At 63.6% G+C, this 23,741-nt stretch carries 16 protein-coding genes and 4 pseudogenes; 15 read left to right on the top strand and 5 right to left on the bottom strand.

Annotation, left to right across the window (positions count from 1 at the left end):
* The first annotated feature begins 44 nt into the window (after positions 1-44).
* The 7 genes and pseudogenes from ACVWYI_RS31200 to ACVWYI_RS31170 all read left to right on the top strand — a co-directional run bounded on the left by ACVWYI_RS31200 (position 45) and on the right by ACVWYI_RS31170 (position 10,132).
* Entirely contained in the window at positions 45-2,474 is a 2,430-nt protein-coding gene (locus tag ACVWYI_RS31200) for a bifunctional diguanylate cyclase/phosphodiesterase (protein ID WP_456664067.1), read from the top strand.
* Positions 2,475-2,741: 267 nt separating this feature from the next.
* A complete protein-coding gene (locus tag ACVWYI_RS31195; RefSeq protein WP_456664595.1) occupies positions 2,742-4,034 on the top strand; it encodes an MFS transporter in 1,293 nt (430 codons plus the stop codon).
* A gap of 11 nt (positions 4,035-4,045) precedes the next feature.
* A pseudogene (locus ACVWYI_RS31190) lies at positions 4,046-4,499 on the top strand (EAL domain-containing protein); the annotation flags it as partial.
* A 159-nt stretch (positions 4,500-4,658) separates the two neighbouring features.
* Positions 4,659-4,883 (top strand): hypothetical protein, encoded by a 225-nt coding sequence (locus ACVWYI_RS31185; RefSeq protein WP_456664066.1) that lies wholly within the window; start codon positions 4,659-4,661, stop codon positions 4,881-4,883.
* A 658-nt stretch (positions 4,884-5,541) separates the two neighbouring features.
* Positions 5,542-6,507 (top strand): class I mannose-6-phosphate isomerase, encoded by a 966-nt coding sequence (locus ACVWYI_RS31180; RefSeq protein WP_456664065.1) that lies wholly within the window; start codon positions 5,542-5,544, stop codon positions 6,505-6,507.
* Positions 6,495-8,772, top strand: a pseudogene (locus tag ACVWYI_RS31175) (glycosyltransferase family 4 protein). The gene ACVWYI_RS31180 and the pseudogene ACVWYI_RS31175 overlap by 13 nt, the downstream one beginning before the upstream one ends.
* Before the next feature lie 43 nt (positions 8,773-8,815).
* Complete coding sequence (locus ACVWYI_RS31170; protein WP_456664064.1) at positions 8,816-10,132, top strand: glycoside hydrolase family 130 protein; 1,317 nt, start codon at positions 8,816-8,818, stop codon at positions 10,130-10,132.
* Positions 10,133-10,221: 89 nt separating this feature from the next.
* On the opposite strand, the gene ACVWYI_RS31165 is transcribed toward ACVWYI_RS31170, so the two are convergent.
* Both ACVWYI_RS31165 and ACVWYI_RS31160 read right to left on the bottom strand, forming a co-directional pair.
* Entirely contained in the window at positions 10,222-11,025 is an 804-nt protein-coding gene (locus ACVWYI_RS31165) for an isocitrate lyase/PEP mutase family protein (RefSeq protein ID WP_456664063.1), read from the bottom strand.
* A gap of 57 nt (positions 11,026-11,082) precedes the next feature.
* Positions 11,083-11,982, bottom strand: a complete 900-nt coding sequence (locus ACVWYI_RS31160) for an alpha/beta fold hydrolase (RefSeq protein WP_456664062.1) — start codon at positions 11,980-11,982, stop codon at positions 11,083-11,085.
* A gap of 70 nt (positions 11,983-12,052) precedes the next feature.
* On the opposite strand from ACVWYI_RS31160, the gene ACVWYI_RS31155 reads away from it, so the two are divergent.
* The gene (locus tag ACVWYI_RS31155; RefSeq protein WP_456664061.1) at positions 12,053-12,607 is read left to right on the top strand and encodes a MarR family winged helix-turn-helix transcriptional regulator; all 555 of its coding nucleotides are present in this window, start codon (positions 12,053-12,055) and stop codon (positions 12,605-12,607) included.
* Positions 12,608-12,643: 36 nt separating this feature from the next.
* Here the strand turns inward: ACVWYI_RS31155 and ACVWYI_RS31150 are convergent.
* Positions 12,644-13,256, bottom strand: a pseudogene (locus ACVWYI_RS31150) (TetR/AcrR family transcriptional regulator).
* A gap of 129 nt (positions 13,257-13,385) precedes the next feature.
* On the opposite strand from ACVWYI_RS31150, the gene ACVWYI_RS31145 reads away from it, so the two are divergent.
* The 5 genes from ACVWYI_RS31145 to ACVWYI_RS31125 all read left to right on the top strand — a co-directional run bounded on the left by ACVWYI_RS31145 (position 13,386) and on the right by ACVWYI_RS31125 (position 20,632).
* Positions 13,386-14,615 carry a cytochrome P450 gene (locus ACVWYI_RS31145; protein WP_456664060.1) on the top strand — a complete coding sequence of 410 codons (1,230 nt, stop codon included), beginning with the start codon at positions 13,386-13,388 and terminating at the stop codon, positions 14,613-14,615.
* A gap of 139 nt (positions 14,616-14,754) precedes the next feature.
* Complete coding sequence (locus tag ACVWYI_RS31140) at positions 14,755-18,384, top strand: AsmA family protein (protein ID WP_456664059.1); 3,630 nt, start codon at positions 14,755-14,757, stop codon at positions 18,382-18,384.
* Positions 18,385-18,582: 198 nt separating this feature from the next.
* Complete coding sequence (locus ACVWYI_RS31135) at positions 18,583-19,701, top strand: DUF2336 domain-containing protein (protein ID WP_456648890.1); 1,119 nt, start codon at positions 18,583-18,585, stop codon at positions 19,699-19,701.
* Between the two features lie 19 nt (positions 19,702-19,720).
* Positions 19,721-19,948 carry a hypothetical protein gene (locus ACVWYI_RS31130; protein WP_456648891.1) on the top strand — a complete coding sequence of 76 codons (228 nt, stop codon included), beginning with the start codon at positions 19,721-19,723 and terminating at the stop codon, positions 19,946-19,948.
* Between the two features lie 198 nt (positions 19,949-20,146).
* The gene (locus tag ACVWYI_RS31125; protein ID WP_456648892.1) at positions 20,147-20,632 is read left to right on the top strand and encodes a YkgB family protein; all 486 of its coding nucleotides are present in this window, start codon (positions 20,147-20,149) and stop codon (positions 20,630-20,632) included.
* A gap of 27 nt (positions 20,633-20,659) precedes the next feature.
* On the opposite strand, the gene ACVWYI_RS31120 is transcribed toward ACVWYI_RS31125, so the two are convergent.
* A complete protein-coding gene (locus ACVWYI_RS31120; protein WP_456664594.1) occupies positions 20,660-21,073 on the bottom strand; it encodes a helix-turn-helix domain-containing protein in 414 nt (137 codons plus the stop codon).
* A 36-nt stretch (positions 21,074-21,109) separates the two neighbouring features.
* Positions 21,110-21,586, bottom strand: a pseudogene (locus ACVWYI_RS31115) (cupin domain-containing protein); the annotation flags it as partial.
* Positions 21,587-21,993: 407 nt separating this feature from the next.
* On the opposite strand from ACVWYI_RS31115, the gene soxC reads away from it, so the two are divergent.
* Both soxC and ACVWYI_RS31105 read left to right on the top strand, forming a co-directional pair.
* Entirely contained in the window at positions 21,994-23,202 is a 1,209-nt protein-coding gene (gene soxC / locus ACVWYI_RS31110) for a sulfite dehydrogenase (protein WP_456664058.1), read from the top strand.
* Complete coding sequence (locus tag ACVWYI_RS31105) at positions 23,189-23,737, top strand: c-type cytochrome (protein ID WP_354104651.1); 549 nt, start codon at positions 23,189-23,191, stop codon at positions 23,735-23,737. Before soxC ends, ACVWYI_RS31105 begins: the two co-directional genes overlap by 14 nt.
* The last annotated feature ends 4 nt before the right edge of the window (positions 23,738-23,741 follow it).

Raw genomic sequence — 23,741 nt, 5'->3', positions numbered from 1 at the left:
CCAGAGGTTCGGTTGACCCGGGAGAGGGGACGGCGGTTTCTGGAATGGACGGTCGCGATCAGAACGATCAGGATCGGGGACGTATGACCGGATGGTGGCGTGCCGCGCCACTGCTCGGGCTGTATCGTCCTGCGCTCGTCGCGGTCGGAATCGGTCTTCTGTTCTCGATTGCGGGTGCGGCCGCAGTGGCGCGATGGGAAGACCGCGTCAACAAGATCGAGTTCGAGAACGCGGCCGAAACCGAAGCGATCGTCATGCAGAACGGCATGGGCGAGTACATCTCCAGGCTCGTCGCGCTGCGCACGCTGTTCGAATCGACCAACCAGGAGATCACCCGCAGCGAATTCGAGACCTTCAGCGCCCGCCTGTTCGAACGCCATCCCGGCATGCTGCGCATCGCGTGGGTGCCGCGCGTGAACCGCAAGGAGCGTGCCGAATACGAGGCCGCGGCGATCGCGGACGGCGTGTCCGGCTATCGCATCAAGTCGCTCCAGGGCGATGCGTTCGCGAGCGCGCCGCAGAGCGACGAGTATTTTCCGGTGTTCTACTCGACCCAGCCGAAGACGTCTTCGGTCTACGGCATGGACTACGCGACCGTTCCGGAGCGCCGCGCGGTTCTCGAGCGCGCGCGCGACGCCGATCGGGTCGCGGCCATTCGCACCCGCCTCTACGAGCCGAAGGAGGGCGGCCGGCTGCCCGACGTCCTCGTCGCCATTCCCGTCTACGCCAAGGCAACGTCGCGCGACACGGTCGTGGACCGGCGCCGCAATCTCGCCGGCTTCGTCGTCGGCGTGTTCGACCTGCCGCTGCTGATCCAGTCCATTCGCGTGACCACCGGCGCAAGCCCCGCGGTCAGCGTGAACGTCTATCCGCCGTTCACGGGGCAGATCGTCAGCCTGGAGGAAATGCTGCCGGATTATTCGTCGGCTGCCACGGCGCCGCAGTCGATGCGGGATGTCGCGCGGGCCCTGCACTGGTCGGGCAATCTCAAGATCGGCGACACCGATTGGCAAGTGCGCGCGATACCGGCTGCCGGCGGTTCGCTGGAGACGACGTACGATCGCGCGGGCGCGGTGTTGATCGTCGGCATGCTGCTGACGCTGTCGCTTTCGATCTATCTCAGGCTCGCAAGCCGCAATTCGCAGCGGCTGTCGCTGGCGAACCGGCGTGTGCTCGAACTCGCCCAGACCGACATCCTGACCGGACTGCCGAACCGCGCCTTCTTCCTCGCCCGGCTCGACGAGCTCAACGGCCGCTTGAAGGACGGCGGTCCGACCTTCTCGATCCTGATGCTCGACCTCGACCGCTTCAAGAACGTCAACGACTCGCTCGGTCACGGTGCCGGCGATGCACTGCTGCGTCAGGTCGCACAGCGGCTGAAATCCGCGGTGCGCACCGGCGACGTGCTGGCCCGGCTCGGCGGCGACGAATTCGCCATCATCCAGGAGGCCTGCGAGGATCAGCGCGTCTGCTCGACCGAACTGGCCGGGCGAATCGCAAAGCTCGTGGCCGAGCCGTTCCTGCTTCCCGGACACCGCGTCGAGATCGGCACCAGCATCGGCATTGCGATCGCGCCCGATCATGGCAGCGACCAGGAGCAGCTCCTGAAGAAGGCCGACCTTGCGCTTTACCGCTCGAAATCGGCGGGTCGCAACTGCTTCACCACCTATGACAAGGCGATGTCGGCCGAGCTCGAGGCCCGCAACACGCTGGAAGGCGATTTGCGCGACGCCATCGCACAGTGCCAGCTCGAGGTGCACTACCAGCCGTTCGTCGACGCCCTCAGCGGCGCGCGGCGCGGTTTCGAGGCGCTGGTGCGCTGGCGGCATCCGAGCCGCGGATTGATTCCGCCGGACCAGTTCATTCCGCTCGCGGAGGAAACCGGACTGATCGTGCCGCTCGGCGAATTCGTGTTGCGGCGCGCCTGCGCGGACGCGGCCGGCTGGCCCTCCCACCTCGCACTCGCCGTCAACCTGTCGCCGATCCAGTTCAAGGAGGCCGAGCTGTTCGAGATGATCAGCGCGGCACTCGCGGATTCCGGGCTGCCGCCGCAGCGACTGGAGATCGAGATCACGGAATCCGTGCTGCTTGAACGCGGGGTCGAGAACCACGCCTTCATGGAGCGGTTGAAGAGTATCGGCATCGAGCTCGCGCTCGACGATTTCGGCACCGGCTATTCGTCGCTCAGCTATCTGACCGCGTTCCCGTTCGACAAGATCAAGATCGACAAATCGTTCATCCGCAACCTCACGCATCTGCCGCGCAGCTCCGCCATCATCTCCTCGATCGTGACGCTGGCGCGCGGGCTGGACATGTCGGTCACCGCCGAGGGCGTCGAGACCCGCGAGGAGTACGAGCGGCTGAAGGCGCTCGGCGTCAATTTCGCGCAAGGCTATCTGTTTGGCCGCCCGCAGCCGATCGAGCGGATTCTGTTCGACGTGCCCGTCGAACCGTCCCAGCTCAACGCCGCCTGAGCGCGCGCCTTGTCCTTCGAGACGACCGCTTCGCGTCTCCTCAGGACGAGGCTAAGCGGCATCGGCGCCTGTTGAACTGCTGCCGTACACTCCGTCCTCATCCTGAGGAGCCCGCCCCAAGCGGGCGTCTCGAAGGATGGCCGCAGGGTAGTTGTTCGCCGAGTTGCCCTTCAAATGCGATCGCCTTGCTCAGCGGGCATGCGCGAAAAGCGCTTGACCCGGTCATTCCCGGATGGTCCGAAGGACCGTCCAGGGATGAAACACACAATGCGGCTTCCGTTCTTCTACGGCTGGGTCGTGGTCGCGGTGACCTTCGTCACCATGGCCATCGGCGTCAACGCGCGCACAGCCTTTTCGTTGTTCTTTCCTCCCATCATCTCCGAATTTGGCTGGGAGCGCGGCGTCACCGCAGGCGCCTTCTCCTTCGGCTTCGTGGTGTCGGGCATGGTCAGCCCGCTGATCGGCCGGCTGATGGATCGCGCCGGCCCGCGTGCGGTGATGGAGCTCGGCGTGGTTCTGATGGGCGGCGGGCTGCTGCTTGCGCCGCTCACGAGCCAACCCTGGCATCTCTACGTGACCATCGGCGTCATGGTCGGGGCCGGCTCGGTGTGTCTCGGCTATTCCGGACAATCGCTGTTCCTGCCGAACTGGTTCATCCGCAAGCGCGGCTTCGCGATCGGTATCGCCTTCGCCGGCGTCGGCATCGGCTCGGTGACGCTGCTGCCATGGGTGCAGCACATGATCGAACAGACCGGCTGGCGCACCGCCTGCACCGCGATGGGTCTGATGATCCTGATCGTGCTGGCACCGATCAATCTGTTCCTGAACAGGCGCCCCGAGGATATCGGCCTCCAGCCGGACGGCGATGCCGCCCCGGCCGCGGGTACCGCAAAGCCCGTCTCCAACATTGTCGATCCCGTCTGGGTTGGTACCGAGTGGACGCTTCGGCGCGCCGTCGCTACTGCGCGGTTCTGGTGGATCGCGCTCGGCTATTTCTGCGGCCTTTACATCTGGTATGCGGTGCAGGTGCACCAGACCAAATTCCTGCTCGACATCGGCTTCAGTTCGAACGTCGCTGTGTGGGCACTCGGCATCGTCAGCCTGCTTGGCATTCCCGGCCAGATCCTGCTCGGCCATGTCTCCGATCGGATCGGGCGGGAATGGGTGTGGGCGATCAGCTGCGCGGGCTTTGCGATCTCTTTCGCGGCGCTGATGGCACTGAAATTCCAGCCGTCCTTATGGCTGGTCTATCTCATGGTGTTCACGCAAGGCGCGCTCGGCTACGGTCTCACCTCGATCATGGGCGCAGTGGTGTTCGAGATTTTTCAGGGCAAGCACCAGGGCAGCATCTTCGGCACGATCATGCTGGCGGCATTGGCCGGCGGCGCGGCGGGACCCTGGGTCACCGGCTTGCTCTATGATCGGGCCGGCGACTACACGCTTGCCTTCGGCATCGCCATCATCGTGAGCGGATTGTCGGCGCTCTCGATCTGGCAGGCCGCGCCGCGCAAGGTACGCGCGGTGGCCGGCAAGCTTCAGGCGGCAACCGGCGCTGAATAGGCTCCGCACGTGGCGCGTTCATGCAGGACAGGCGTCGCCGCGCTCGAGACGATGAACGCGATCCGGGAGCTCGGCGTCGGGCTTTCGGTGGACGATTTCGGCACTGGCTATTCCAGCCTCAGCCAGCTCGCGCATCTGCCGATCCGCGAGCTGAAGATCGACCGCAGTTTTATGCGCGACATCGAGCGCGACGCGGGCGCCCTCGCAATCGCCACCGCCGTGGTGCGCGTCGGCCAGGGCCTCGGCATGACCGTTGTCGCCGAAGGCGTCGAGACCGAGGCGCAGCGCAAGGTGCTGGCCGAACTCGGCTGCGACGTCGTGCCAGGCTTCCTCTACGCACCCGCGCTCGCGCCAGTAGCCTTCGAGCGCTGGCTGATCGAGCACTGCGCTGAGCAGGCGAGGGCGATGCTGGGCAGGCTTGATGTCAAGCCGGTTGACGCGGCTGCGGTGAAGCGGTCGGCGTAAGGCGTGTACTCTCGGCGCCAATTATCCCGAAGGCTTGCATTCCGAAGGCTTGCATCCCGAAGGCGTGCCATGTCCGCGGACAAGGGCAGCTCGCCGTGAAACGCGTTACTTCGATCGTACCTGGTTTGATTTTGGTCAGCATTGACGTGGCAATGCATAGTGAACGGTCAGCAAGCTTGCGTTCCTGTCATCGAAAATCAGATGATCGGTCAAGGCCATTTCGGCGCGCATGGCATTGCAGCAGAAGATCATCAATCGATTCAAAAGGGGCAGCTTGCTAACGGACCGGTAAAGCTCGCCACATTCGATAGTCAGGTTCTGCCGGCCTTGCGCGCTCGCCAATTCGAGCCGGGATCTAATCTCTTGCCGGAAATGATTCGTTGAAACCATTCAGCATCCGATAGCTGAAAACCCCTCCGAAAAGGGGGATCAGCCGGCCAGGATTGGAATCGAGCAATTGCCCCCGTCAACTCAGACGTCAGGTCGTGTGACCATAGAGCAATGCCAACACAAAGATACAGCTAATAAAGCCGATCTGATTGATGCTCTCGTCTCGCTATTGGGCGACGACGTTCCTATATGCTTGAGATCACCGCCCGCCCCAGGTAGTTATCGGTGACTGAGAGCATTGCGCTCCCGCCTCAACCACGAAGGCGGTCGGATGTCTGATACCCCAAAATACAAATCTCCTGAAGTGGCTGGTACCTGCGGTGCCGTTGCCCGATTTCCTTGTTTTGCCGGTCGCTATGTCGGCCTCATGCATCGGGAATCCATTTTTGATTGATCTGCGGCAGCGATCTCGCGCGCAGATCGGTCAGGAGGTTACTTGGCAAATACAGCAGCTGTCCGAGACTCTAACGGGCTTCCAGCCACATTCACTGGATCGAAGACCGGGCAGGACGACGCCCCGTTTGTCTTCGTCAAGGTCGGCGATGAAGAACGCCGCATGCGAAGGGCTGAATGGGATGCGCTCCCGCCCTGGACCGGCCCGCGCCCGGCACGCACGGTCACCGACTGATGCCACAGCCTTTGGGAGGCCCGCTTGACGATCGAACATGCTATCGTGCGAGCCAGGCCGAAGCCCTGGGGCAGCCTCGATCTGCGTCCCTGGAGCCAGACGTCGACCGGCGACGGCCCGATCGGGGAATTGTGGTTTGAGCGCCCGGGTCTTGCTGCGCCGAAGACGGCGTTGCTGCTCAAAATGCTCTTCACCACCGAGCCGCTATCGATTCAAGTTCATCCGGATGATGCGTTCGCGCACGCGATCGGGCTTGCCAACGGCAAGACCGAAGCCTGGTACATCGTCTCCGCGGTCCCCGGTGCGCAGGTCGCGGTGGGACTGGACTATCCGCGCTCTGCCGCTGAGTTGCGAACCGCGGTCACTGACGGCTCGATCGCCGATATCGTGCATTGGCAGCCGGTTCATCCAGGCGACGTCATTTTCATTCCTGCTGGAACCATTCATGCGATCGGCGCTGGCATCGTGCTCGTTGAAATCCAGCAGCACAGCGACGCCACGTTCCGGCTGTTCGACTATGGACGAGGGCGCCAACTGCACATCGACAATGCCGTCGCGGTGGCCACGGCAGGCCCTCGCAAAATCCAATTGCCTTCCGAACGTCTGAGCGGCGCGCGAACCGTCCTCACCGTCAATTCTTATTTTGCGCTGGAGCAAACTGACCTTGCTCCGGGCTCCGTTTGGATGCTCGACGCACCGAAAGAGACTTGGCTGCTGGCGATCGAAGGTCACGCGCAACTCGGCCCGACGAAGCTGGCGCCGGGTGACGCTTTTTTTCTGGAAACCGACCAGGCGGAAATCGAGGTAGGTGCGGGCGGGTTGAAAGCGCTACTGGCCTATCCCGGCCCGAAGGCGAACCCTGCCGCGTTAATAGAGCGCAGCGCCGCGAGCGCCAGTCGCGTACCGCACGCTTTTCCCAGCGCCCTGGTCCCGACCCCCTTCGAGACCGCCGCGCTCAAACAATCGGAGACGCCAAATTGGCTACCGTAAATCGTATCGCATTCATCGGGAATTCGCTTCCCCGCCGCTGCGGCATTGCGACTTTCACCACCGACTTGCAGAGCGCCATTGCGGCGTCCCGGGGCGATCTGGAAACCGTCATCGTCGCGATGACCGATCACGGCCAAGTCTATGATTATCCTCCCACCGTGGGCCTGGAGATCAACGACGACCGGCAAGATGATTATGTCCGTGCGGCCGCTTATCTGAACAGCGGCGGCTTCGAGGCCGTTTCGTTGCAACATGAATTCGGCATTTTCGGCGGCGAAGCCGGAGGTCAGATCATGGCGCTCTTGTCGCGCCTGACCATACCGATCGTGACAACCCTGCATACGGTCTTGTCCGAGCCGACAGAGGCTCAGCGCGATGTCATCGCACGCATCGTCGAGTCTTCGTCCAAGGTCGTCGTGATGGCTGAAAAAGGTCGGGAATTGTTGCGCTCCGTTTATCACGTGGCTGACGAGAAGATCGAAATCATCCCGCACGGCATCCCGGAGTTCGCGTTTGTCGAACCCGACGCGGCCAAGGCCGCGCTCGGATTCAGGAACAAGTCGGTCATCCTGACCTTCGGATTGCTCTCGCCGAACAAGGGTATCGAAGTCATGATCGATGCGATGCCTTCTATTCTGAAGACCCGACCCGACGCTGTTTACGTCGTGCTCGGTGCGACGCATCCCAACCTCGTGCGAGATCGGGGCGAAGCCTATCGTGAGGCCCTGATGGCGCACGCGCGCCGTGCTGGAGTCGAGGATCACGTGGTGTTCCTCGATCAGTTCGTCGACAAGAAAACGCTGCTCGATTTCATCTCGATGTCCGACGTGTACGTAACGCCGTACCTCAGTGAAGCCCAGATGACGTCGGGCACGCTCGCCTATAGTTTTGGCCTCGGTAAAGCCGTGGTTTCAACCCCGTATTGGCATGCCCGCGAACTATTAGCCGATGGCCGCGGCATCCTGGTTCCGTTTTGGCGATGCGGCAGCGCTTGGCATCGAAATCGCCAAGCTGCTCACCAACGACGTGCTTCGGCAGGCGATGCGCAAGCGCGCCTATTCGAGCAGCCGCGCGATGACGTGGGAAAGAACCGCCGAACGCTATATGTCGGTATTCGAGAACGCGGGCCGCCGGCATCGGCTCAAGACCATTGCGCGCACGGATACTGGTACGCTGCTGCGCGACAGCCGCGCCCCGCCGGAAATGCAGCTCGGCCATTTCCTGTCGATGTGCGACGACACCGGACTGTTTCAGCATGCCGTTCATAGCGTGCCGGATCGTGCGCACGGCTATTGCGTCGACGACAACGCCCGGGCACTGCTCGTGGCCTGTGCGCTCAACAATCCGGGCGAAGAGCGGCTGCCGGAAGCCCTGACGGCGCGATTTGCCGCCTTCGTCCAGCACGCCTGGAATCCGGATACACGGCGGTTTCGCAATTTCATGGGCTTCAACCGCTGCTGGTTGGAGGACAGGGGGTCGGAGGATAGCCACGGACGCACGCTCTGGGCCTTGGGCGTCTGCGCGCTCACCGATGCCAGCCCGTCGCGGCGCTCATGGGCCGCGGCGCTGTTTTCCGAAGCGATGGTGACAGTGGAAAGTTTTCGTTCGCCCCGTGCGTGGGCGTTCGTATTGCTGGGCCTCGATGCTTACTGCTCGGCTGTTCCGGACGATTTCCAGGCGACCCGCCTGCGTGCCGTGCTTGCCGATCGGTTGATTTTGATCTTCGATACCGTGGCAACCGGCGATTGGGTCTGGTTCGAGGACGGGTTGGCCTACGATAACGCCCGCTTGTCCCAGGCGCTGATCATTACCGGCTTGGCCAGCAAGACATCGCGCTATGTCAATATCGGGCTGGAGTCGCTGCGCTGGCTTGTGAAGCGGCAAACCTCAGCGAAGGGCCAATTCCGCCCGATCGGCACGGCGGGATTCGGTGATCGACGCCGACCGCCGCAAGCCTTCGACCAGCAGCCGCTGGAAGCCGCGGCGACCATCGCGGCGTGCCTCGCCGCGTGGCGGGCCGATCACGATGTCGAGTGGAAAGCCGAAGCCGCACGGGTATTCGCGTGGTTTCTGGGCAGTAACGATTTGTCGGCCTCGCTGGTCGATTTGGAAACCGGAAGCTGTCGGGATGGCCTGCACCCCGATCGCCCTAATGAGAATCGGGGCGGGGAATCCGTGGTGTCGTATCTGCTTGGCCTTTCCGAGATTCGGCAGATTGCCCGCCTCAGCGAAAGCCGGGCCAAGCCTGCTCCTCTGGTCGCTTGACGGCGCCGATTACGATTTACTCCTTCAACCAATCGAGGCCGTTTTGTCGCAATCTCCCTTCCTCAAACGCCAAGCCCTTCAGCTGCGGCCGGACCCGACCCGTGTCATCGTTCGGCCATTCAAGCCAGCGACAGAGCCGCGCGACCTCAATCCGACGGACAAGACCCGCGCCAACCATATCGTCGAACGGGTTCTCGCGCTCGATCCCGAGACGGCCGACCGGCAATTGGCCGACGTTCTGGAGAATTTCCTCGGCCGTCACCGCAACCTGTTGCAGATCTTCGAGGCACGCGCCGCGGAAATGGAACAGGCGCTGGCCGACCATGCCGTATTCACACCGGTCCAGCGCCAACTCGCCGGCGCCTATTTTCTCAACGAATATTCGTTCGAGGCCTCGGCATTGTTCAATCCGAGTATCGTGCCACATCCCGATCAGTCCGGAACGCCGGACGGCAGCCTCCGCTTCATCCTAAGTCTTCGTGCCGTCGGCGAGGGTCATGTGTCTTCCCTGACATTTCGGTCGGGGCTTATTGCGGCAGACGGGGCCGTGACCATCGACCCGACGGGGCGTCTTGCATCCAGCCCCGATCTCGTCAGGCTGACATCGGGCGCCGGCGGCGACGAGATTGACGTTACGTTCGCGGCTGGGGAAGATCTGAGCGAGCGGGTGATTTTTCCGGTCACCGAAGCGCAGTCGAACGGGATCGAGGATGCCCGCTTTGTGCAATTCAGCAACGCCGGACAGAAGATCTACTACGCGACCTACACCGCCTATAGCGGACGCGCGATCCGGTCGGAGCTGATCGAGACGTCCGATTTTGTATCGTTCCGGCTCTCGACCTTGAAGGGCAATGCCGCGCGCAACAAGGGCATGGCGTTATTCCCGCGCAAGATCGAGGGCAGATATGCGATGATCGCGCGCCAGGACAACGAAAACCTCTATCTGATCTTTTCCGACGATCTCCATACGTGGGATGGCGGCCAGCCGATTCTGAAGCCTCGATACCCCTGGGAATTCGTGCAGATCGGCAATTGCGGATCACCGATCGAGCTCGACGTAGGGTGGTTGCTGCTGACGCACGGCGTCGGCCCTTTGCGAAAATATTCGATCGGGGCCGCGTTGCTGGACAAAAAGGACCCGTCGAAGGTGCTCGGCCGCCTGCGCGAGCCCCTGTTGCGCCCAGACCCTTCCGAACGCGAAGGATATGTTCCAAACGTTGTCTATACCTGCGGCGCGATGCGCCATCGCGACAAGATCATCTTCCCCTATGCGGTCTCCGACAGCTTCTGCAATTTCGCGACAATCGAGATCGCATCCTTGATCGCGGCCATGGACACCAGCGCATTGGAACTGCGCTGACCGTTCTCGACATCCATCCGGCCGGTGAGATTGAAAAGACGGTGAAGCGGTCGGCGGAGGGCGCGACCTTCGGCTGGTGATTCCCAGGCTCAGGCGCTCGGTTGCAGAAATGTGCCGTATTGTTTGGTCGCGGCGACCGCGGCGGCGGCCTGTCCGATCATCCGCATTGCTGCCATCATGGGCCACGGCCCAAGACTCACCCGCCGAACGCCGACGCGAGCCAGATCCGGAATTGCGGGAACGCCTTGTGTCACCATGATGTTGACCGGCAGAGGCGTGAGCTGAACGAATTTTTCGATGAGAGCGAGGTCGGTGAGGCCGGGTACGAAAATTCCGTCGGCGCCGGCCTCGGCATAGACCTGCGCCCGCCTTGCCACTTCATTCATGCACTCATCCGGCGATCCGAATTTCAGCAGGAACGGATCCGTTCTCGCATTGATGAACAGCTGAACGCCCAGATCTTTCGCGGCTTCCCGCACTGCCTTGATCTTCGCTGCATGGTGTTCGGAACTGACCAGTTGCCGCTTTCCCCCGGATAGCCCGTCCTCGATATTGATGCCGACGGCGCCGGCTTTCAAAATCTCACTCGCCGACCTGGCGGCGGCCTCCGGGGTGTCGCCATATCCTGCCTCCAGATCGATTGAAACTGGAACCGACACGGTCGCAGTTATCCGCGACACCAGGCCTGTCAACATGTCGAGCGGTACATTTTCTCCGTCCGCATACCCAAGGGCGGACGCAACCGCCCCGCTGCTGGTCGCGACGGCCGGAGAGGTCTTCGCAATGGCTTTGGCGGTGGCGGCGTCCCAGGCGTTGAACAGGACGAGCGGATCTCCCTTTCTGTGAAGAGCGCGAAACGTCTCGGCGTATTGCTGCTGTGTCTTGGCGTCCATCGCGCGCACTCCAGATTAGAGAACTCAAAGGATGTTTGTGGGCCACGCCATATGCGTTCAGTCAGGCGCGTGTGTCTTGAACCAGTCTATGATCAGGCCGGTGACTTCGTCCTCCCGCTCGAGGTGCGGGAAATGCCCGACATCGGGCAGAACAATCCGCTTGTGCGGCCCCTTGAACAGAGGCTCCTCCTTGACCGAGTACTTCGCTGTCGGATCGTTGCTGCCATAGATCGTCAGCGTCGGCGTGTGCATGTCATTGATCGGCAGCCGGCCCTCGCGCCCCGCATCGGTCAGGCCTCCATAGTATTTGAGCGCCGCTGCCATGGTGCCGGGAGAGCTGAGTGTCTGCTTGATCGAACGGAGATGATCGGCATTGTTGAATGTCGGTGACCACAGCTTCCAGAGATAATCGACGAAGGGAAGTCCCTCGATGTTGACCGCAGACTCGGCGCCGGGCATCTGGAAAAAATAGACATGGAAGATCGATCGAACGACGTCCGGATCCTTCCTGATGCTTGAAAACGTGATCGGGTGGGCGGTGTTCATGACCACGGCGGCCTTGATTGCAGATGGCGCCGTGGCCAGCGCCTGAAAGGTCGAGGTGCCGCCCCAATCCATGCCGACGACGCGTGCCTGGCCGTCGTCGCTCAGCGCCGCGATGAGGGCTTCAAGATCCTTGCCCAGTGCGATGGGATCGAAAACTCCGTCCGTCGGAATCTCGGTCGGCGCATAGCCACGCAGGAACGGCGCGACCGCGCGGTACCCCGCATCCGCGAAGACCTGCAGCTGCTTTCGATACGACCAGGCATTGTCGGGAAAGCCATGCAAGAACATGACGAGCGGCCCGTTGCCCTGTTCGAGGTAGGCAAAACGCACGCCATTGGCCTGCACGAATTTCAGAGCAGGTTCACTGAGGACGGCATTCGGGCTCGTTAGTGCGGTGCTTCGGGTGCTCATCGCCATACTCCATGTCCTCGTCATGTCATCGTCGCGCTTCCTTGACCAAATATGTGCGCAGCACACATGTTTGGTCAAGTTGTTTTTTGTGCGCTCCGCACATATTGTTCAGCGCATGGAATCAGGAACCGCGAATTTACTGGGGGCGCTTTCGCTCGCCGTCATGGACCGTATCGAGCAGGGCGCGCGCGAGGTCATAGGCCGCGGCGGCGAGACGCCTGCGGCACTCGTAGTCGTCGGCTATGGCCAGGGCATGACCAATGACAAGCTGCGGCGGATCCTGGGCCTATCGCATTCCGGAACTGTCCGGCTGGTGGACCGTCTGGTGTCGGACCGGCTCGTCGAGCGTCGGCCGGGAAAGGACGGTCGGGAGGTCGCCTTGTACCTGACGGCCACCGGCGCCGCTGCCCGGAACGATCTGATGGCGTCGCGGCTTTCAGCCGTTGCGTCACTTCTGGATGTGCTGTCGCCGGCCGAAACAAAGCGACTTGGAACGCTGCTACACGAGTTGCTGGCGAGGCAAGACACGTCCGAGCTGGATCGCTTCACGATCTGCCGCAGGTGCGACGACAGGGTGTGCACCAATTGCCCGTTGCCAACGACCAAGGGCAAACGCGATCGCTAGCAGCAACGGGTCGCTTTGCTGGCGCGCGGTCTCGTCCTAATCCGACGACAACCCCGTCCTGCGCCGCAAATCCGTGATCGCGCGCAAAAAGCTGTCGGGCGGCGTTGTCTCCGGATCGATCAGGCGGTGCAGGCGAAAGCCGTCTTCCAGGGCCAGCACGACGGAGGCTATCCATGGCGGGTTCAGCTTGTCGCCCTTCGCGTTGCTCTTCAACGTGGCCTCGACGATGTCGGCGACCAGCTTGCGCCGCGCGCGCAGGCGCTTGGCAAGTTCAGGCCGGCGCTTCTCGGCGCGCGCGACGAACAGGATCATCTCCATGTGCAGCAGCGGCGAACGGCCGAGCGGATCCTGCCTTGTGCGATCCATCGTCTTTCAGCGCCGCGATGAAATCGTCGAGATTGTCGTGCTGCGCGAGGATGTCCATGTTGCGCCGGATCGACTGCTCGACATGATCCTCGAGCATGGCGATGATCAGCTCGTCCTTGCTTTTGAAATTGGAATAGAACGCTCCCCGGGTGAAGCCGGCGGCCGCCGCGATCGCCTCGATGCTGGCGCCGCCGATGCCGTCTTGCTCGAACATGCGGGCGGCCGCCTCGAACAGCCTGTCGCGCGTGTCGTCCCTGGTCGGCCTGGTTCTCACCCTTGACATCGGAGCAGTTTAGGGCAGAATGCAACTCGATACAACAATGTATCGAGTTGATAATTCGGGGATGGTTACGCTGCGCACGAGGGGCTGCCCGGCGTATTCGATTCATGCGGCAACCGATATGAGGTCACCATGAACGAGCACGTGCAAGGCGCCGGCGGTCCGCTGTTCAATCCGCTGTCGCCGGACTTCATCCGCGATCCCTATCCGCATTATGACCGGCTCCGCGCGATCTTTCCGATCCACGTGACGCCGTTCGGCCAGTTCGTCGCCAGCCGCCATGCCGATGTCAGCCTCGTGATGCGCGACAGGCGTTTCGGCAAGGATTTCGTCGAGCGTTCCAGGCGCCGCTATAGCGAGAAGATCATGGAGGAGCCGGTCTTCCGCAGCATGAGTCACTGGATGCTGCAGGCCGATCCGCCCGACCACACCCGCCTGCGCGGCCTCGTCGTGAAGGCCTTCACCGCCCGCCGCGTCGAGGACATGCGGCCGCGCATCCAGGAGATCGTCGACCAGACCATCGATGCCGTGATCGACCGCGGCCACATGGACCTGATCGAGGACTTCGCCTTCCGCCTGCCTGTCACCATCATCTGCGACATGCTCGGCATCCCCGAGGATCATCGCGAGACTTTCTATAGCAGCTCGCGCGACGGCGGACGGCTGCTCGATCCCGTGCCGCTCTCGCCGGAGGAGATCGCGAAAGGTAACGCCGGCAACATGATGGCGCAGATGTATTTCCAGCAGCTGTTCGAGCTGCGCCGCCGCAACCCCGGCGACGATCTCATCACCCAGCTGGTGCAGGCCGAGGAAGATGGCAACAAGCTCACCAACGAGGAACTGACCGCCAACATCATCCTGTTGTTCGGCGCTGGCCACGAGACCACGGTCAATCTGATCGGCAACGGCCTGCTCGCGCTGCATCGCAATCCGGATCAGCTCGCGCTTTTGAAGGCGCGGCCGGAACTGATGGTGGGCGCGATCGAGGAATTTTTGCGCTACGATTCCTCGGTGCAGATGACCGGGCGGGTCGCGCTGGAGGATATTGATGATCTCGGCGGCGCGAGGATCCCCAAGGGCGAGACCGTGCTCTGCCTGCTGGGCTCGGCCAACCGCGACCCGGCGGTCTATCCTGACCGCCCCGACCGGCTCGACGTCACCCGCCAGAATGTGAGGCCGCTGTCGTTCGGCGGCGGCATCCATTTCTGCCTGGGGGCCCAATTGGCGCGCATCGAGGCCGAGATCGCCATCGCCACGCTGTTGCGGCGGTTGCCGGATCTGCGCATTGACGACGTCGACAATCCGGAATGGCGGCCCACCTTCGTGCTGCGCGGCCTGAAGCGGCTGCCCGCGAGCTGGTGATAGCTGCCGGCGTTAACCTCCGCGCGCAACAGTCGCTGTGACTTCGCCACACTTCCCCCTATATAAGGGGCTGTTCCGGTACGCCTGAGGCCCTAAGGCTCAGGCAAGGCCCGCATCCGGTTTGGCCGAGGGGAGACCCGTGCAGACGACGCTGCTCGGATTGGCGATTGCCTTTATTCTAGCGCTGCTGGCCGCTCTGATCGGGCCTTACTTCGTCGACTGGAACCAGTTCAGGCCCCAGTTCGAGGCGGAGGCTGGCCGGATCATCGGCGTTCCGGTGCGGGTGGCGGGCGAGCTCGACGCGCGGCTCCTGCCGGCGCCGACGCTGCGGCTGCGCGCGGTCACCTTCGGCGGCAACAACGATCTCGGCCGCCTGCGCGCCGACAAGCTCGACGTCGAGTTCAGCCTGAGCTCCCTGATGCGCGGTGAATGGCGCGCCACCGAGCTTACGGTCAACGGCATGGCGGTCGATCTTGGCCTCGACGCGCGCGGGCGGGTCGATTTGCCGTCGGTCGCGAGCGGCAGCTTCAATCTGGCCTCGCTGGCGATCGAGCGGCTGAACCTCACCGGCCGCATCGCCCTGCATGATGCCGCCAGCCGTTCGACGCTGGAGTTGAGCGACATCACCTTCTCCGGCGACGTGCGCTCGCTGGCCGGCTCGGTCCGCGGCGACGGCAGTTTCACCGCCACCGGGGTGCGCTATCCGTTCCGCGTCTCCTCCGGCCCGAGCGCCGACGGCAACGCCACCCGCCTCCACCTCAACATCGATCCCGGCGAGCGCGCCATCCTGGCCGATCTCGAAGGCGTGCTCGCCTTCGACAACCGCCTGCCGAAATTCGACGGTGCGCTGACGCTCGCCGTACCCGCGGCGAAGAAGCCGGGCGAAGCGGGGCGGATGCCCTGGAAGCTCACGACAAAACTCAAGGCCGATCCGGCCGGCGCCAAGTTCGAGCAGGTCGATGCCAGCTTCGGCCCCGAAGACACCGCGTTGAAGCTCGGCGGCGTCGGCGATATCAAGTTCGGCGCTTCGCCGCTGCTGCGTGCGGTGCTGTCGGCGCGCCAGGTCGATGCCGACAAGCTCACGGCGAAGGACGCTAACGAGCCGCAGCGCATCCTCCCGGCGCTCCGCGCAGGGCTAGCCGCAATCCCGCAGGCGCCGATCCCGGCGCAGATCGAGTTCAACTCCGACCAGATCATGCTCGGCGGCCGTCCGCTCCAGAACATCACGGCCGAGCTTCAGACCGACGGAAGGTCCTGGACCTTCCAGCGGCTTGAGCTGCGCGCGCCGGGCATGACGCAGCTCTCGCTCAACGGCGCGACGCCCGGTGCAGACAGTTTCAGCGGCCGCCTCAGCGTCGATTCCGCCGATCCCGATACGCTGGTGGCCTGGCTCCAAGGCCGCAGCGAGGTCAACCGCCGCAGCACGCGGCCGCTGCGTCTTGCCGGAGACGTGACCATCGCCGCCAACCATTTCGCCATCGACAGGCTGAAGGCCGAGATCGAGGGCGGCGCGGTCGAAGGCCGTATCGCCTTCGTTCAGACCGGCGCGAGCAAGGGCTCGCGGATCGATGCCGAGCTGAGGGCCGACCGCCTCGACCTCGATTCCGCCGCAAGCTTTGTCCGCGCGCTCGCGGGGCCGCAAGGAGAATGGCCGGAGGAAGCGAAGCTCTCGCTCGATATCGGCCGCGCGATCTCGGCGGGCCAGGAGTTGCGGCCGTTTGCTGCGAAGCTCGGCTACGGTCCGGCGGCGCTGTCGCTGGAGCAGTTGCGGTTCGGCCAGGCCAGCGGTGTGACCACGGAAGCGAGCGGCAGCTTCGACCGCGCCAAGGCCACGGGCAAGTTCGCGCTGAAATCCTCCGCCAATTCGCTGCGCGAGCTCACGGCGCTGCTCGAGCCGTTTGCGCCTTCGGTGCGCGCGCGCTTCGACGCCATCCCGTCATTGCCCGGCGCGACGCGCCTGAAGCTCGACCTCAGCCTCGACAAGAACGCCGAGCATGCCGATCGCAACGACGCGCGCGTCGTACTCGACCTCGACGCGCCGCAGCTCAAGGCCACCGCGACGCTGGCCGCGCAGATGCCCGTAGCGGCCGTCAACGGCATCGATGTCGACCGCTTGCGCAACAGCGACTTCACGCTGGACACGAGAGTCTCGACACCGCAGGCCGGTGCATTGCTGGGCTTGCTCGGGCTCGACCGCGTGGTGGCCGCAGGCGAGGGCGCTTCCCGGTTCGAAGGCCGCTTGAGCGGCGCGTGGCGCCATCCGTTGCAATTGAACGCAAAGCTCAGCGGCGGCGGGCTGGACGCGGACGCACAAGGCAGCGTCGAATTGTCGGAGCCGAAAGGCAGCGTGAATTTGCGCGTGCGCAATGCCAATCTGGCGCCGCTGTTCGGGACCAGCCCGGCCGATAAATCGGTGCAGACCGTCAACCTGTCCTCGCGCGTCGGCTTCTCCGGCAATCGGCTGACCTTCGACGACCTCGACAGCAGCGCGGTCGGCTCGCATCTGCGCGGTCATCTGGCGGTGACGCTCGATCAGGAGAAGAGCGTCGACGGCGAAGTCGGCCTGGACACGCTCGACCTCGTGCCCGCGCTCGCGATGGCCATCGGCGCGGCCGGCCACGATGGCGGCGATCCCTTGAGTGCGGGGCTCCTCGGTGGCTGGCGCGGCCGCATCGCTTTTCAGGCCTTGCGCGGCACATTGCCCGGCGGCATCGAGCTGCGCCCCTTTGGCGGTACGATCCGAAGCGACGGTCAGTCGCTCGCGCTCGATGCGCTCAAGGGCGGCGTCGGCGGCGGCGAGATATCGGCGAACCTGGATGCGCGCAATGGCGCCAATGGTCTGACGTTGAACGCGCGTATCGAGCTCGGCAATGTCGATGCGGCGGTGCTGCGCTATCGCGACCTCGCGCTGCCGAAGGGACGCGCCTCGGCGCAGATGGCGCTGACCAGCCAGGGCCGCAGTGTCGCGGCCTTGACCGGCGCGCTCGCCGGCAACGGCACGGTGACGCTCGAGTCCGCCGAGATCGCCGGCCTCAATCCCCGCGCCTTCGAGATTGCCATCCGGGCCAGCGACGGCGGGCAGGTTGCCGACGACAATCGATTGCGGCAGCTGGTCGAGCCAGCGCTGTCGGCAGGCCCGATTGCAGTGGCCTCGGCGCAGTTCCCGTTCACGATCCGCGACGGACGCCTGCGCGTTGGTGCCACGTCGTTAGAGGCGAAGAACGCGCGTGCCATCGTCTCCGGCGGCTACGACATCCCCGCCGACCAGGCCGACATCCGCGCCAGCCTGACGCCGATCATGACCGGGCTGTCCGGCGCGCCGCCGGAGATTCAGCTGTTCGCTGCAGGTCCCCCGGACAGGCTCAGCCGCACCGTCGATCTCGGGCCGCTGTCGTCGTGGCTGGCGGTGCGCATGATCGACCGCGAGACGCGACGGCTGGACGCGATCGAGCGCGGCGAGCCGCCGCCGGCAACCGCTGCGCTGCCGACGCTGGTCTCACCCGACCCGACGCCGGAGCCGTCGCGGCTGGATGTACCGATGGCCGGCCGCGATCCGCGCCGTGCGCCGCCGCCGAAGCCCAAGGTCGATATCAGGGTCACGCCGACGCCGAAGGCGCCGCAGGCAGCCCCCGCAGCGCCGAGCCCGCCGCTTGCAAGCCAGCAGATCGCACCGTTGCCTCCGCCGATCGACGTGAGGCCGGCCCCGGGCCCGCCGCCCGCAAAGCCCAGGCCAAAGCCGCCGCTGGTTCTGACGCCGTCGAATCCGTAACGAGCGGGCAGACCCGAGCGACGCGCGATGTTACGCGGGCCTAAATGAATTCCCTCGCATTTTATTGAATTTTGCTCGGCAAAACTGCTCTGCCGATTTTACCGGATTTGCGCGTTTGTTCCCTAGTCTGGCTCCCAGAGGAATTCGGCGTCGCGCCAGCACAGGCGGGACGGTTCGCCAAGAACTGGGGATATCGAGATGAACGGGGCGACAACACTTCTGCAGGATCTGGACGACGCGATCGCGCGCGGCTCCGACGAAAGCCGGACGAAGGCGTTGTGGCATGCGACCGACATTCTGATCACCGGCCGCTACAGCGACGACGAGATCAGCACGTTCGGCGAGGTGATCGGCCGGCTCGCCGACGAGATCGAGGTCGCCGCGCGCGTGCAGCTCTCGGAGTTGATGTCGGCGTGCGATCACGCCCCGCTCAACGTCATCGAGAAGCTCGCCCTCGACGACGAGATCGCCGTCGCCGGTCCCGTGCTGCGCGACTCCACGCGCATCGACGAGAAGATGCTGGTCGAGAGCGCCATGACCAAAGGCCAGTCGCACCTGCTCGCGATCGCTCAGCGCAAATCGATCGGCGAGGCCGTCACCGACGTGCTGGTCAAGCGCGGCGACCAGGCGGTCGTGACGTCGGTTGCCAGGAACGAGGGCGCGCGCTTCTCCGGTTCGGGCCTGCTCCACATGGTCCGCCGCGCCGAGGGCGACTCGATTCTTGCCGAGCAGCTTGGCCTGCGCAAGGACGTGCCGCGCCACATCTTCCAGCAGCTCATCTCGAAGGCGTCGGAAGACGTCCGCCACCGGCTCGAGACCGAGCGGCCCGAGATGATGGCGCAGATCCAGAGCTCGGTGACAGGGGTCACCGGCGACCTGCAGTCGAAGTTCGGTCCGTCCTCGCGCAGCTATTTCGTCGCCAAGCGCGTGGTGACGACGCAGTACCGGCAGGGCAACCTGAACCAAGACTCGATCTCGAACTACGCGCGCCAGCACCGGTTCGACGAGGTGCAGATCGGCCTGTCACTGTTGTCGTCGCTGCCGGTCGACGTGATCGAGCGTGCGATGATGGACCGCAATCGCGAGATGATCCTGGTGCTGTGCAAGGCGCTCGACTTCTCCTGGGACACGACCATGTCGCTGCTGTTCCTCGGCGCCAAGGATCATCTGATCACGGCGCGTGAGCTTCACGACAGCGAGCGCGATTTCGGCAAGCTCAAGATCGAGACATCACGCAGCGTTTTGAAGTGCTATCAGTCGCGCAAGAACAGCGCCGGCACCGAAGCGGGCCGTCAGCCCGAGCTCCAGGTGCACTGAGCGAGAGGGAGTATCTGCAATGTTACCTCAATTCGGCACCGCCGTTCGCAAGACGAACCTCAACGCCGATGCCGGCGGAGCATCGGACCAGGCCTCGGTCGACGCCGCCTGGCTCGTGCTGGAAGCCGCCAACGATCTGGGCGACCACGCCGCGATCGAAGCCTGCCGCCGCGTCATCGACGCCGAGCTGAACGGTACGGTCGCGGGCAGCGCGGATGTCGATCTGGTGCTGGGGTATTTCAGGTAAGACGCCGCAGATGCCCAATGGCACATCAATGCGCCGACGGCGGCGTTAGCCGTAGGCCGCGCGGACACGCGCATCGCACGCATCTGTGATCTCCGGAACCTGCCGACATGGGTAACGACGGAAGCTGCCCTTCGTACAGCCTTCAGCGAACGTATTCTCGCAGAGCTGATGGATGTGCAACCGGGGAGACATGGTCGGATGAAGAAATTCAATGTCGCTGAGAATGGAGGCGGTTCCTATCGTCCCCTCGCCATTCTCCGCTGGGTCATGGTGATCATATTCGTTTCGTTTGGAATGCAGAAATTCACGCCGCAATCCGCGCAGGGCATCGCTCAGTTCATCAGCAACAGCCCGATCATCTCCTGGCTGTCGGTGTTCGGCTTGAGGGGAGAGGCATATTTCCTCGGTGTCGCCGAATTCGTGATCGCGGGGCTGCTCGCGGCAGGCAGCTTCAGCCCGGTCCTGTCCGCCCTCGGCTCGTTCATGGGCATGGTGACCTTCGCGATCACGTGGTCGTTCTTCTTCACGACGCCTGATGTCGTCAAATGGAGCCTTTCGTTCGATCCGATGGCGTGGAATCTGACCGGCGAGTTTCTGTTCAAGGACATCGTCCTGCTGTGCGTCTGCGCGGTGTTGTTTCTCGCCTCTCTGCCGCAATCGGTTGTCCGTCTGCGCACCGGCTGAAGCGTCAGGCAGCCTCTCTCCAGTCGATCACGACGTCTTCGCCGTGACGGATCGCGCTTCGCCCGGCTGCGCCATTCTCAGAGCGCCGGGCCGCATGCCGTATCTGCGCATGATGGCTTTGCTCAGCGCGCCTTCGGATGCATAGCCGACCTCGCCTGCGATTTTCGCAATCGGATCAGAGGTGCCGGCCAACCGTTTGCGCGCGATCGTCAGCCTCAAATCGGCAAGGAACGCCATTGGAGCAATGCCTGCGCGCTTCCGAAAGGCGCGCACCAAACTTGCGCGCGAGGATATCGCGACCGCCGCCATCTCGTCGAGCGTCCAGTCCCGGGCGAGATCGTCGAGGATCGCCGACACGGCACGAGCCGTTATGCGGTCCCGCAGGAGCGACACCGTACTATTCCCGGAAGCATCGTCGGCGAGATGGTCGCGGAGGATCATGACGAACAGCGCCCTTGCGAGGTCGGCCGCGACCACCTCCGAGCCAAACCTTCCTGCATCCAGCTCGTCACGAATGTCGATGAACAGGTGCCGAAACCTTTCCAGGAGCGGTTCGCCCGCCGTGCGGACAATGATTTCGTCGGGAAGAGCTGCGATCAGGGGGTTCCTGTCCGACGTTTCAAACAGGAACCGGCCACACAGGAGTTCGGTATCGGCGTCAGCGTCGATCGTCGCTCGCTGGCGGACGCCGTTTTTGACCTCGGTCGCTATCTGCCCGACAGCGCCTCCGATCTGGCTTCGGACCGCGTGACTGTCGCCATGCGGCAGGAGGAGGATGTCACCCGCTTCGAGCCGCTGCGAGCCCAAGCCCGGCCTCTCGACCGTGCAGGAGCCGCGCGTGACCATGTGGAATTGCGCCCATCCCTTGCCGTTCGGCGCGTGTAACGACTCCCAGCTGCCACCAAATCTGCAGGAATCCTCGAACACAGGGCGGATTCTGAATAGCGGCACCATCGCTTTCAACAAGTCCGCTGCGTCCGCCTCCGACATCCGTCACCCCTTGATCCGCCCGGACATGAATCCGAGCCGCCCGGCCATTCCACGGAGCGGCAAAGCGCATCTAACCTACGCGCGTCAAGTCATTCGCGGGAAATAACATGGCCTTGCTCGATCGGAATAATGATCGCCACCAGGTCCTCGCCGCGTCGGCAAGATAGGAATGCTGGCAATCTTCGAGCGAATGAGCTGGTGCTCATGGTTTCACAACCTAACGAGCAATCTTCGCGGCGTTCGGCAAATATCACGACATGAGAGCGGCCGGGATTTCCAAAACGTACGTCTATCAAGGGGAGATCGCATGACGTCCAGGACGCCAATCGACTTGTTGCCGCGCGCCGCGAAACGTTTCGCGTCGCGGCTTCGTGACAGGCCTGTCGGCCGGTATCGTGGGTGCGGTTGCAACCGAAGCCGCTGGCGCGGAAACGTTGGCCGATGTGCCCGATCGCGGGCCCGGCGCCGATCTGAGCGCTCACAGCGAACGCTCACGTTTTGCCAAGATCGATCGCATCCCCGAATCCACGCCGGGCAAGCGCAACATCGACCCGGGCGATGCCATCAACTCCAAGACGCCGCATCAGAAGCTGGTTGGAAACATCACGCCAACCGATTTGCATTACGAACGCAGCCATTCCGGCGTCCCCGATATCGATCCTGCGCAGCACCGGCTTCTCATCCACGGCATGATTCGGAAGCCGCTGGTTTTCAGCGTCGACGATCTCAAGCGGATGTCGTCGGTCACGCGGATCGTTTTTATCGAATGCACTGGCAACGGATGGGAAAACTGGAAAAAGGCCGATCCCGATGTGACGGTGCAGAACACACATGGCCTCGTCAGCACCAATGAATGGACCGGCGTGCCGCTCAAATTCCTGATTGATCTCGTAGCCAAGGACAAGAGCTCGAACTGGATGCTCGCGGAGGGCGGCGACGGCGCGGGCGTCGACCGCAGCATTCCGCTCACCGAAGAGATCGTGAACGAGGCCTTCGTCGCCTACGGGCAGAACGGGGAGCCGTTGCGGCCCGCGCATGGCTTTCCGATGCGGCTGGTGATGCCGGGCTTCGAGGGCAATCTCAATATCAAATGGCTCCGCCGGCTCAAGTTCGGCAACGAACCGTGGATGACGCGTTGGGAGACGGCGCGCTACACACAGCTGCTCGCGAACGGTAAGGCGAGGCAGTTTCAGCTGAGGATGGAGACCAACTCCGTCATCACGCACCCCTCGGGCATGATGCAGATCCAGCCGGGTTACAATCGCATATCGGGTCTTGCCTGGAGCGGCCATGGCAAGATCGCCAAGGTCGAAATCTCGACCGATGGCGCGAAGACGTGGACGCCCGCGCAATTGAGCCAACCGGTGTTGTCCAAGGCCCAGGTCCGATTCCAGATGGATTGGGCGTGGGACGGCAAACCGACCAAGATCGTGAGCCGTTCGACTGACGACCAGGGCAATGTTCAACCGGACCGGCAGTCCTTCATCGCCGCGATGGGGACTAACGCGCTGTTTCATTACAACGCCCAGCAGACCTGGAGCATCGACGAGGCCGGGAGGGTCCGCAATGTCCTCGCATAGCAAGCTGTTTCTCGCAGTCGCGCTCACCCTGGGCCTGCTCGCGACACCCGCGCTGGGGTTCGATTTCGGCCGTCCAGCGACGCCGGGGGAGATCAAGCTGTGGGACATCGATGTCGGACCTGACGGCAAAGGGCTTCCGGACGGCAGCGGCGCGGTGGCGCCAGGCAAGCAGATCTTCGCCGACAATTGCGCGGCCTGTCATGGCGACAATGGCCAGGGCGGCATCAAGGATCGTCTCGCTGGAGGACAGGGCACGCTCACCTCCAACATGCCGGTCAAGACGGTCGGCAGCTTCTGGCCCTATGCGACGACCTTGTTCGACTACATCCATCGCGCCATGCCGTATCCGACGCCCGGCTCGCTCAGCACGGACGAAACCTATGCCGTCACCGCTTACATCCTGAGCCTCAACGGCATCATTCCAGCGGACGGCAAGGTCGACAAGGAAAGCTTGCCGAAGATCAAGATGCCCAATCGCGACGGCTTCATTCCGGAACCGGAGTTCGACCCGGCGAAACTATTCCGCAAGAAGTAAGCGA

The organism is Bradyrhizobium sp. LB13.1 (genome assembly GCF_054056815.1).
The sequence above is the reverse complement of the archived record's forward strand: the minus strand, read 5'-3'. Positions and strand labels throughout refer to the sequence as shown.